Here is an 11,301-nt window from a genome sequence, read left to right on the forward strand (position 1 = left end):
AATTTTGTGACAAGAAAAATTCTTATTTCAGCAGATGATTTCGGTTTATCTGTCGAGGTCAATGAGGCAATTGAAATTGCACATCGGCAAGGAGTCCTGAGTACCGCGAATCTTATGATTGCAGGCGATGCAGCTGAGGATGCAATCATAAGAGCCAAAAGAATGCCAAATTTGCAGGTTGGATTGCATGTTGTTGTCATTGAGGGAAAATCGATTTTGCCAAAAAGTGAAATTCCACTTCTTGTCGATGAAAATCGTCTTTTCCCCTCACAACAACTTAAAATGGGAATCAACTACTTTTTCAATCAACACATCCGTAGACAACTGGAAAAGGAAATCAGGGCTCAATTTGAAACCTTTAGAAAAACAGGACTGGCTCTTGATCATATCGATGTGCATAAACATATGCATCTTCACCCAACCATTGCTCAGCTTATTATAAAAATCAGTCATGATTATCGGTTGCAACGAATAAGACTTCCTAAAGAACCCGTTAAGATTCTCAGATCCATTGATCAGACAACCAATCTAAATAATACAAATAACTTGCTGGTTTATTATTGGTGCAAACTTCTTGAAGAACAGATCAAAAAAGCCGGAATGAAATATTTTGATTGGTGCTTTGGCTTATCCTGGTGTGGGCATATGACATTTGACCGTATCCAGAAATTAATCCCGTCCCTACCACAAGGTAATTCTGAATTGTTTTTCCATCCTGCAACCACAAAAACGGGATTATATAATCAACTTATGCCTCAATATGAACCTGAAAAGGAGCTGGAGACCCTCTGTCACCCAGACTTCCCCAAGCTGCTTCAGGAACATGGCATTCATCCAATTACTTGGAAAAACATTTAAAATATCTCAACGGATAGCTGTTTCAATCCAGCCTTTCAATTTTTCTTTTGGTAAGGCTCCTACCTTGGTTGATAAAGGCTGTCCATCTTTGAACAAGATAAGGGTTGGAATTCCCCTAACTCCATAATTTGTTGGCACCTCAGGGTTTTCCTCGACATTAACCTTGGCAACAACTAATTTACCCTGCATTTCTTTTGCTAATTCTTCCAAAACTGGAGAAATCATTTTGCAAGGTCCGCACCATTCCGCCCAAAAATCAACCAGGACGATTTGATCGGATTTCAATACATCCTGTTCAAAACTTTGATCTGTTACTTTTTTAGTAAATTCGCTCATTTCTACCTCACAACTTTTAAAATAATCTTCATATCTACTAAATAGATGACTGTCCTTGATGTCAAATATTATTAAGATTGTCTATATCTGTGCCGGCAAATATTTTTCAAGTAAAGCAATGGGCAATTTCATTATTTTTAGAGCATCTGTCCAAATCAGTAACGGTTCAATTTGATGATATGGATAAATTTCCTTTAATAAGATCCAATAAGATGCCATCTGCCTTAAATAAATTTTGGATACCATCTCAACAGTATCCGGCACTTTTTGACCGGATTTAAAATCACATAGTAAAATTTTATCCGATAAAATACGCATACGATCAATCTGACCCGTAATGACAAGATCATTGACAATACCTGTTACAGGTTGTTCAACCAAACTATCAGAATCAAACAATTTTTGTAATTCTGGATTATTAATCAACTGGATAACTTGATGAACAATTTTATCCAATTCCTGACCGGATAGTTTAACATTTTCTCGCTTGAACCATTGATATGCCAAGTCATAACGCTTTTCACAAGGGTAATTTGGCAAATATTGTAATAAGGCATGAATGACTCGACCACGATAAAAAGGATCTTTTTTCTTTCTTGTTTTAACCGGTGATATTTTAGAAGGAACCTCACCAAATATTATCCCGTCTGGTCGACTTGGAATATAATGGGGTAATATGACATTTTCATCAGGTAACGCAACAGCCTTTCCTTTTTGTTGCAACCATTTGGGTAAAATTATTGATTTGCTGGATTGATTTCCAAAATCATCCGGTGAACAATTCGTATTGTATGAAAGGGAATTACTTTTATTTTCTATAAAATGATGTGTTCCTTCCCAAATTTCTTGGAAAAAACAGGCCTGCAAATCAGGCAACTGCTTCATCGCCTTTTCACAATAATCATACCAAGTGTTTTCAGTTTTTTTATTTTTGGATTTTTGCCAGCCACAAACCAATAACCATTCACTTGCACGCGTTAAAGCAACATAAAGCAGACGATTGCTTTCTTCGGTATCCAATTGCAATTTAAATGACCTATATTCTTTACTTTCCCTAATATCGCAATTTTTATTTGGAACATATAAAGGGATTTTAATATTCTTTTCCGCATCCTCTTTCCAAACCAGAACCTGATCAGATTGAAATCCACCCTGTTTAGATGCGGGATTCACGGTATCAGGTAAAATGACTAAACGCCCCTGCAGTCCTTTCGCACCATGTACCGTCATAACCCTAACCATATCAAGGTCTGCTTCCGCCTCGTTTTTTATGGTACGTTCGGATTGCTTCAACCAATATAAAAAACCCTGTAAAGATGGGATATGATTATCTTCATATTGCATTGCCTGGAAAAGTAATTCATCAATCGCCTCAAGTGCCTCTTCCCCCAAACGGGCGAGAAATCTTTCCCGTCCACGATGTTCCCCCAAAATCTCAACCAACAAGGCATAGGGCGTAACATAATCCACTCTGGAAAACAATTTTGAGAGCATTAACCACGCCTCCTGCCAGTCTTTCCTTTCCAAATGCCGAATAAACAAGGCATTCCACAAAGTCTGGCCTTTTATTCTTGATCCGGCAAGCTCCATAAGACTTTCTTCATCCAATCCCCCCAAAGGTGATTTTAAGACACATGCCAAGGTCAAATCATCCTGCGGCAATAAAAGCACCTCACAAAGTACCAATAGATCCTGTACGGCTATTTGATCAAGCAATTGTGTTTTAACCAGATTGACCAATGGAATATTTTTCATTTTCAGAGCCCGGATCAAGGCCCGTGAAAAATCAGATCGTTTCCGGATTAAAATAAGAATATCACCTGCCCTGATGGGACGCCCACCATAAGGTGGTACCCTGCCGATCTGTCCCTTAATCCAATCGGCAAGACATTCAGCCAAAATCATGTCAGGTGTTAAATAATACTGATTTTTCCTCAATGGTTTCCATAAGGTTTCCAAATCCTCCTTTTCCATATCATCCATCATCGCTAATGGCCATATATCAACCCGCCCGGGAGCAGATATCTTAGCCGAACGATGCAGGCGAAACTGATCCATTGATAAATTATCCCAGACGCCTGTTAATCCATTTTCAGGCGAAAAAACCTGATCTACGAAATCAAGAATAATCTGACTGGAACGAAAGGAAACCCGTAATTGGGGATCCGCCCATAATTCACCTGCCTCTTTTACCTTTTTTGATATTTTTTCACGAAAATTAAAAAATTCCTGTGGCTTTGCCCCCTGAAAAGAATAGATGGATTGTTTGTAATCTCCAACGGCAAAAATCGTTCTGGAATGATACGAAACAGGATCCTTACCCAATCCCGCAAAAAATTCAGACGAAATATTATCTGCAATCCGCCATTGTTCAGCCGAATTATCCTGTACTTCATCCAACAAAATATGTTCCAAACCGCCATCGAGCTTGAACAAAACCCAAGCGGCACCAGGATTATCAAGCAAATCCAAAGTGTAATTAATCAAATCACTGTAATGCAAAACCCCTTGGGCACGTTTAATATCTTGATAATGTTGCCAAATTAATGAAAAGACATTCAAAAGAGCCCCTGTATATTCATAAATGTCATAGCGATTGATTGTTTCAGCAATCTGATACATATAGTCAGCCTGTTCATTCAACAAAACTGCAATCGCGTTATTTTCCCCCTTATTGACAGTAAAATTTTTAACTTGACCATTTTTTTTAAGCAAGGTCTCCTGCATTATATCCCATTGGACAATTCGTTGATCGCTCGAAAGATCAAACCATCGAATACAGGATTCTATTGCCGCTCTAGATTTTTTATTTTTAATATCCCGATTCAGTTCCAGACATTTTCTAATGTCCTTTTCTGCTGGCCAGATTTCACATACACGAACTAAATAATCCTGTTTATTGGAAAAATCCAGCTTTAAACATGACCGTAAATAAGCGGAAAATTGTCGCTGTTGAATCAAACGTAAAACTGGCTGTAAATATTGCTGATTTTGTTGTAGTTCCTGTAAAAGCTCCAAAAAATGATTATTATTGATTAATGGGCTTAATACCTGAATATCATGATCAGCAATTTCATCAATTTTTTCGTTAAAAGCCCTTTTGAAGGTTAATAAATTATCACCCTCCTCAATAACCCTGAACTGAGGAATAATTCTGGCCTCCAAAGGGAAACGCTGCAGGATAGATTGACAAAATGCATGATTGGTTTCAATCCGCATACCCCCTGGTAAATCCAAAATTTCTGCAAACAATGCCCGAGCCGCTTTGCGCATCTTATCGCACGGCTTGATTTGTAAATCGAGCAAAGCCCTATCCAGTTCTTGATTCGTATAGCCAACCCATTCACTTAATTTTTTTTGCAACCGAATTGCCATTTCGGCAGCCGCGGATTTGGAATAGGTTAAACATTGGATCCGCTGCGGTTGTATACCGGGATGAATTTTACCCTTTTTATCAGTCCAGGGCATCATTAACCGTAATAAACGATCAACAAGAAGTTTTGTCTTACCGCTTCCTGCAGATGCGGATACAAAAACTGAATAATGCGGATTAGAGGCATCTCTTTGTTGCCTGTTCGCTTCTTCAACAGGATCTGAAAAAGAAAACTGCCGCTGCATCATGATCCCCCAGTTCCCAGTCCCCATTCAAGAAAACGAGCCAAATGCTTATAATCTCCAAAAACAGGCAGGGTTTGTACATATTCTTTTATTAAATGAGGACGTGGACGGGATAAATAAGGCTGTTCCTGGTCACAATAGGCAATAATCAGCTTTTGAAGAACTTGCCAGTATCTTTCGCTTAAATTTGTGGCATCCTCTTCTTTTTGAATATTATCTATATGGATTTCCTTACCTTCCTCTATTCCCCCCTTTAACTCCCAATATGTAAATTTAGAAATTTCATGTTCAGCCAGACTTTTATCAAACCCGCCATAATAAGCCATTGCCGCTTCCAAGGGTAACTGCGGAAACAATCCGTTCTTCACATTTATACACGCAGGGGTAACACCTGTTTTGTAATCATATATTTCTACAGTTCCATCCGTGTTTAGCTGTATTCGATCCGCAATACCCCGTAAGGTGAAGTCAATTCCTGCGGTCAACTGAAAATAATGATGGCCTTCTTTTTCAAGATAAAACTGAGGAAGCATTCGACTATTACGACGTGACTTTTCCTGCTGGTAAACCCAATGGGCAATTTTTAATAACCGTGCATGCCACCATTTTTTATAAGAAATTAAGATATCCTGACGTTTATCCAGTACATCCAAAAGAGTCTGCTCTATTCCGCTTAGCGTCCATTGTTTGCTATAATTTTCATAAACATTCTTTAACCCTTCATGAACTATCAACCCAAAAATACTGGTTGATCGATCTTCCTCCAAACCAACAATTTTTCTTAAATTAAGTATTTTTTTCGCATAAATCTCATAAGGATCCTTTATCCATCGCTCAACATCAGTTATGGAAATGGATTTTGGACGCAACGCCGGCAAAGGTTTCGGAGAAGGACATTCCATTGGGGTTGGAGATCCATCTGGTTGATCAAGATATTTTGTCCACAACAAAGCCGGATGCTGCTGAATCACACTCTTACGCCCCTTCAACCACGCCTTAAGACGGACAATCCAACGTGATTGCACAACTGGCGCATTTTCCTGTCTTAACGGTGAAGACAATATTACTTCTGGTATCGAACAACACAAAGCCATAAAAGCATAGGCTGTACGACCTATTTCAATATCCGGCAGTCCCATCCCCATTTTTTCACGCATCGGGCGGCTTAGCCAAGAACCAGAATCAATGGAGGGTGGCCATACCCCTTCGGATAATCCCCCTAAAATTACCATATCAACATTCTGCAACCGTGCTTCAAGCAATCCCCAGATATATACCCTTGGATGAAGCTGTCTAACTTCTCTCCCTTGTAGGGCACGGCGCGTGTGAACAATTAATCCTTGAAACGATGCCCTGAAAATGCTGGCAAATTCAGATAAAGTAACCACCTTTATATATTCAGTTTCAACAATAAGATCTCTCAAATGCTCGGCAAGTGCATTTCCTTCTTCAGCTTTCCATAGAATATCCTCTCCATTCTGTTCTTGATTAGAGGCAAGCTGTTCCGCAGCTCTTGCCAAATACGTCACCCATTCGCCAACCGTATATTTTGTAGTTTTTCCCAACAGAGTTTGCACATTCTGTTTCAATCGATCCAGCAAGCTGACCAATTCAGATGAGTTGGAAAAAAAATATGCGATATCGGTTCTTAGGGTATCCTTATCCAACAGCTTAATTTCTTCGATTTTCCGCTTCAATGCTGCTTGAATGACTGATAAACCAGAGGCTGCAAATTGTCTTAGAATAAAGATCTCCAGCAAACGGCTATAATCACGGCATAAACTGGCAGGCAATCCACAACAAGCAAATGGATGTTTAAGTAAGGATAATAAAGATAAAGGGGTAAAATCCTCGACACAAGCTTGCAAAATCAAATTTAAAAAGACTGTGCCGGCCGTTTTATAAAGTGGTTCACCAGCACTATCATCCGCGATAACCCCCCACCGTCCCAGTTCCAGAGAAACACGCATTGCCAAATTACGATCAGGTGTAACAAGTGCAATTCTTTTCTGTGGAATTTCCAGGGCATCTCGAATCATTAACGCAATGGCTATTGCCTCTTGCTGCTGATTGAGCGGTTCAATTAAAAAACATTGATCCAAATGTACAGGACGCCGGTTTATTAACCAGCTTTCCAAACGGTCAGCAGGTAATAAAATTTGCTGAAATGCTGATATACGCTCCTTACAAATTGGTTGAACACATGTATGATCCCAGTATTGAAAATCAGAACGCTTAATACCTAATGCCGAAAACATTTTGACAAGTTCGGCGTAGGGATGCGTGACAGGCAAAGCATTCCAGCTTTCCTCTGACAAATCCTCCTGTAACCCGGAAACAATCAAACGTCCGCGTGGCAATTGAACAACCGTGGACAGAAATTCAACAATAACGGGCCTTGCATCTGCAAATCCGACCACCCAAACTGGATCCTGGCATCCAGAATTCCGCCAACTTTTAGCCTGGGCTTTTAAAAGAGCTATTACCCTTTCTACGGGATTCATCAATTGATTATCCTGTAACCATTGAGGCCATATCTCGGTTATAATTGATAGAAATTTTAGAATATTTTGCCAGTGCTGTGCATATTCATCCTCAACCGCTTTTGATAAAGCCGTCTTTAAATCACATCCAATCCATTCCGCCTCATCCATTAAATCAGCCAGGGATTTAGCCAAGTTCCAAGCTTCACCAGCCTGAATTTGATTACCAAGCTTATGATTCATTTGTATAATTAACGATGTCAGAATTGATAATCTTTTTACAGGATGAACTGCGGGAAAAAGTGTCAGTTCCTCTTTGCTATTAAAAGATAATCCTGCCTCATCTATAGTGCCAATGGAAATAATTTTGGGTAAAAGCAGCGGTTTCCCTTTATTAACTTTAATAAAACTATTAATTAACGCTTTTACGGTCCTCTGATTGGGAACAATAACCATTCCACGCGGGTAACCCCCTTGAGAATGCATTTCCTCCATCCATTTTTGAGCAATCGTATCCAAAAATACTGCATTAAAGGGGATCGTGATATATTTAGACATTTTCAAATAATCATGAAGGTCATTTTATTATTCAAGCAAGTTTAGCCGTTCATCCCAGCCTGAAAGGACAACACGACGCCCGGAATCAGAATGTAGGGAAAAATCAATATGCAAAGCCCCGTCAGGAACAAAATCCTGCAAACGCTCTGGCCATTCGACCAAGACAACACCCTCCATCGCATCATCCCAATCCAACTCGATTAAATCCTGTTCATTTTCCAACCGCCACAAATCATAGTGATATAAATGAAATTTTGGGCTTTCATAATGTTGTACCAAGGTAAAAGAAGGACTAGGAACTTCCATTTCAGAATCTTCACAAATAGATCGCAAGAATGACCGAACAAAAGCAGTTTTACCAATACCCAAAGGACCTGATAATAAAATGGCGTCACCTGTCTGTATTAAACGGGAAATTTTTACAGCCAAATCATTTGTTGCTTGCAAATTTGGTAAATCATACATTTTTATAATCATGATTACATAAAACTTAACTGGTAATAAAACGATTTAATAATAACTTACAGAAAGTTAACATTTCTAGATTACAGATATGTCTTGATAATAAATATATTCAATAAAATTCATTTTATAACAATTTTTTTTCAAACTATTATTTTATGCTTATTTTAATATGTAAACTCTTTGCAATCATCCTTATAATTCTATTTTTTTCTTATATTAAAGGTCAATATAATGATTGGAACCTCTATCACGACTGATATTGCCATAATTGGTACGGGTCCGGCCGGCTTATTTGCCGCTTTTGAATGCAGTATGCTAAAAATGAAGTCTATCTTGATTGACACACTGGATACAGTGGGGGGACAGTGTTCAGCCCTATATCCAGAAAAACCAATTTATGATATTCCCGCCCATCCAAGTATTACCGCACAATCTCTTATTGATTCTCTAGAAAAACAAATTGAACCTTTTGATATTCCACGCCTTTTATCAAACAAGGTTGTAGAAATGGAAGGTCAGAAAGGAAATTTCACTTTAAAAACCGATAAAAACAATATCATTCATGCCAAAGGCATAATCATTGCCATTGGTGCAGGGTCTTTCGGTCCGAATCGTCCACCGTTGGAAAATATAGAAGCTTATGAACAGACCAAAACCGTTCATTATTACATCCGAAAAAGTGATTTATTTATAGACAAAAATATTGTCATTGCCGGTGGTGGGGATTCAGCGGTTGACTGGGCACTGGCCTTAAAAGATAAGGCCAAATCCATCACCTTGATTCATAGAAGAGACCGTTTCCGGGCTTCACCGGAAAGTCTTGCACGTCTTGAAACGGCAATTTCAGAAAAAAAAATCAATAAACTTGTCCCCTACCAGCTTCATAAGCTGCATGGAAAACAAGGCTTTCTAGAATCAGTTGATGTTATTTCACTAGACAAACAGATTAGATCTCTTCCAGCCGATCATTTACTGGCCTTTTTTGGCCTGACCACTGATCTTGGCCCTTTACAATCCTGGGATATTGACATTATTCAAGGGAGAATTCCGGTAACTCAATCGACCTGTGAAACAAGTCTGGAAGGAACATTTGCCATCGGAGATATCGCTTTTTATCCAGGAAAATTAAAACTTATATTACAAGGATTCAGCGAGGCCTCTATGGCTGCTTATGCGTTATATAATATTGTTAATCCAGAAACACCACTGCATTTTGAACACTCAACAACACACGGAATTCCAGTAAAACCATAGATCCCAGTTTCCAAGGTCTTTATAATGATGCAACCCTATATTTCCATAAACCCTGATCTTTTTACCAAAAATGCGGGGGCAACTTTATCTATTGATTTAAGTGCGATTATAAAAAATTATGATTTGCTAAATAACAAAACAAAAATGGCACGATGTGGGGCTGTCGTCAAGGCAAATGCTTATGGACTGGGAATGTTACCGGTGGCAAGGGCATTACAAAAAACAGAATGCAAGAATTTTTTTGTTGCTTATCTAGATGAAGGAATTGCACTTAGATCAATATTGGGAAATGAATACGCAATCTATGTCCTGAACGGTTTTTATCCATATGATGCCAAAACATTTATCAATTATAACCTGATCCCAGTTCTAAATGACCTGAAACAGGTAAAGTTATGGGTACAAATATGTAAAGATGCCAATTTTAATTATCCTGCCGCCTTGCAATTTGATACAGGCATGTCTCGTTTCGGTATTGACATAAATGATTTAAGAATCATCCAGGATGAATCTATATCACCTTTCATTCCTACCCTGACCATCAGCCATCTAGCCTGTGCCGATAATCCAAATCATTCATTAAATCTTATTCAATTGCAACGGTTTAAGGCTTTTATCCATCACTTTCCTTCCGTACCGGCCAGTTTATCCGCTTCAAGTGGTATTTTTCTAGGTGAAAATTGGCATTTCGATCTAACACGTCCAGGAGCAGCATTATATGGGATCAACCCTGTTCCTGGACACAAGAATCCCATGTATCCTGTTGTGACATTACGAAGTAAAATCTTACAATTAAGGGAAATTCCCAAAGGGGCCACTGTCGGTTATGGTGCAACGTTCACAGCAGACAAAGCGTTAAAACTAGCTATCGTTTCAACGGGCTATGCAGATGGTTTTTTTCGATCGCTCAGCAACAAAATCTGCGTCAAACATATTGATCATCCTGACATTCCCTTACCCGTAATTGGGCGAATTTCGATGGATTGTTTATGTATCAATATATCACCCCTTGCCAACAAAAAAGTTATGATTGACGATGAAATAGAAATTATTGGCCTCAACTGTCCAATTGAAACAATAGCCAACGCAGCAAATACAATTGGTTACGAAATTCTTACCGCCTTGGGAAACCGTTATCGGCGTATTTACAATTAAATAAAAAAGACAGGGTGGTACAATACAACCCTGTCTTGAACAACTAATTAAACGGAATAATTAGTTAGCAGCTGGAGCTGCTGCGTCTGTTGCTGGAGCTTCAGAAGCTGCCGCTTTTTTAGCATGGTGCGCTTTTTTACCATGATGCGCTTTTTTACCGTGATGCGCTCTTTTACCATGATGAGTAGTTGGAGCTGCTGCGTCTGTTGCTGGAGCTTCAGAAGCTGCCGCTGCTGGAGCAGATGCTGGTGCTTGAGCCGCTGGTGCAACAGCGGCAGGAGCAGGAGATGCTGGTGCAGCTTCTTGAGCGAAAGCTGGAGCTGCAAAACCTAATACAGCTGCTGTTGATAGAGCGAAAGAAAGACGACGAGCTAATAATTTCATTTTATTCCCAATCAAAATTATCAATTAAAATCGTATCGAAAATCTATATCCGATATGTGAAAAAGTTAGCATAACCTGATGGGTTTGTCTTACATTATAATTGCATTATTTTTGCTATTTTTTACAATTATGCCTTAATTTGGTCTTATTTCATTTCTTAAAAGAAAACAGAAAATCAGCAATCCTTGCA

The 11,301-nt window shown here is 38.9% G+C and carries 8 protein-coding genes; 3 read left to right on the forward strand and 5 right to left on the reverse strand.

Going from position 1 to position 11,301, the window contains the following annotated elements; genetic code table 11:
• Positions 1 to 6 precede the first annotated feature (6 nt).
• Positions 7 to 858: a hopanoid biosynthesis-associated protein HpnK gene (hpnK, locus tag H3T44_RS03695; RefSeq protein ID WP_198184457.1), complete on the forward strand. Its 852-nt coding sequence runs from the start codon at positions 7 to 9 to the stop codon at positions 856 to 858.
• 6 nt (positions 859 to 864) lie between these two features.
• Here the strand turns inward: hpnK and trxA are convergent, their stop codons facing one another.
• The 4 genes from trxA to tsaE all read right to left on the reverse strand — a co-directional run bounded on the left by trxA (position 865) and on the right by tsaE (position 8,318).
• On the reverse strand, positions 865 to 1,194 hold the full coding sequence (gene trxA / locus H3T44_RS03700; protein ID WP_155580846.1) for a thioredoxin TrxA: 330 nt from the start codon (positions 1,192 to 1,194) through the stop codon (positions 865 to 867).
• 81 nt (positions 1,195 to 1,275) lie between these two features.
• Positions 1,276 to 4,839, reverse strand: a complete 3,564-nt coding sequence (gene addA, locus H3T44_RS03705; RefSeq protein WP_198196068.1) for a double-strand break repair helicase AddA — start codon at positions 4,837 to 4,839, stop codon at positions 1,276 to 1,278.
• Positions 4,812 to 7,853 carry a double-strand break repair protein AddB gene (gene addB, locus H3T44_RS03710; protein ID WP_198196069.1) on the reverse strand — a complete coding sequence of 1,014 codons (3,042 nt, stop codon included), beginning with the start codon at positions 7,851 to 7,853 and terminating at the stop codon, positions 4,812 to 4,814. Before addB ends, addA begins: the two co-directional genes overlap by 28 nt.
• A gap of 27 nt (positions 7,854 to 7,880) precedes the next feature.
• Positions 7,881 to 8,318: a tRNA (adenosine(37)-N6)-threonylcarbamoyltransferase complex ATPase subunit type 1 TsaE gene (tsaE, locus tag H3T44_RS03715; protein ID WP_232347493.1), complete on the reverse strand. Its 438-nt coding sequence runs from the start codon at positions 8,316 to 8,318 to the stop codon at positions 7,881 to 7,883.
• A 231-nt stretch (positions 8,319 to 8,549) separates the two neighbouring features.
• On the opposite strand from tsaE, the gene H3T44_RS03720 reads away from it, so the two are divergent.
• Together H3T44_RS03720 and alr are read left to right on the forward strand one after the other, a co-directional pair.
• Complete coding sequence (locus H3T44_RS03720; RefSeq protein ID WP_198196070.1) at positions 8,550 to 9,572, forward strand: NAD(P)/FAD-dependent oxidoreductase; 1,023 nt, start codon at positions 8,550 to 8,552, stop codon at positions 9,570 to 9,572.
• Positions 9,573 to 9,596: 24 nt separating this feature from the next.
• Positions 9,597 to 10,727 carry an alanine racemase gene (gene alr / locus H3T44_RS03725; protein ID WP_198196071.1) on the forward strand — a complete coding sequence of 377 codons (1,131 nt, stop codon included), beginning with the start codon at positions 9,597 to 9,599 and terminating at the stop codon, positions 10,725 to 10,727.
• A 60-nt stretch (positions 10,728 to 10,787) separates the two neighbouring features.
• On the opposite strand, the gene H3T44_RS03730 is transcribed toward alr, so the two are convergent.
• The gene (locus tag H3T44_RS03730; RefSeq protein ID WP_198196072.1) at positions 10,788 to 11,111 is read right to left on the reverse strand and encodes a hypothetical protein; all 324 of its coding nucleotides are present in this window, start codon (positions 11,109 to 11,111) and stop codon (positions 10,788 to 10,790) included.
• Positions 11,112 to 11,301: the final 190 nt, after the last annotated feature.

It is taken from the genome of Commensalibacter sp. M0355, assembly GCF_016101365.1.
Classification (GTDB): Bacteria; Pseudomonadota; Alphaproteobacteria; order Acetobacterales; family Acetobacteraceae; genus Commensalibacter; species Commensalibacter melissae.

Coding starts and splice junctions, on each gene's coding strand:
- trxA (WP_155580846.1), bottom strand. CDS start 1,194: ATGAGCGAATTTACTAAAAAAGTAACAGATCAAAGTTTTGAACAGGAT.
- addA (WP_198196068.1), bottom strand. CDS start 4,839: ATGGGGACTGGGAACTGGGGGATCATGATGCAGCGGCAGTTTTCTTTT.
- addB (WP_198196069.1), bottom strand. CDS start 7,853: ATGTCTAAATATATCACGATCCCCTTTAATGCAGTATTTTTGGATACG.
- tsaE (WP_232347493.1), bottom strand. CDS start 8,318: ATGTATGATTTACCAAATTTGCAAGCAACAAATGATTTGGCTGTAAAA.
- H3T44_RS03720 (WP_198196070.1), top strand. CDS start 8,550: ATGATTGGAACCTCTATCACGACTGATATTGCCATAATTGGTACGGGT.
- alr (WP_198196071.1), top strand. CDS start 9,597: ATGATGCAACCCTATATTTCCATAAACCCTGATCTTTTTACCAAAAAT.
- H3T44_RS03730 (WP_198196072.1), bottom strand. CDS start 11,111: ATGAAATTATTAGCTCGTCGTCTTTCTTTCGCTCTATCAACAGCAGCT.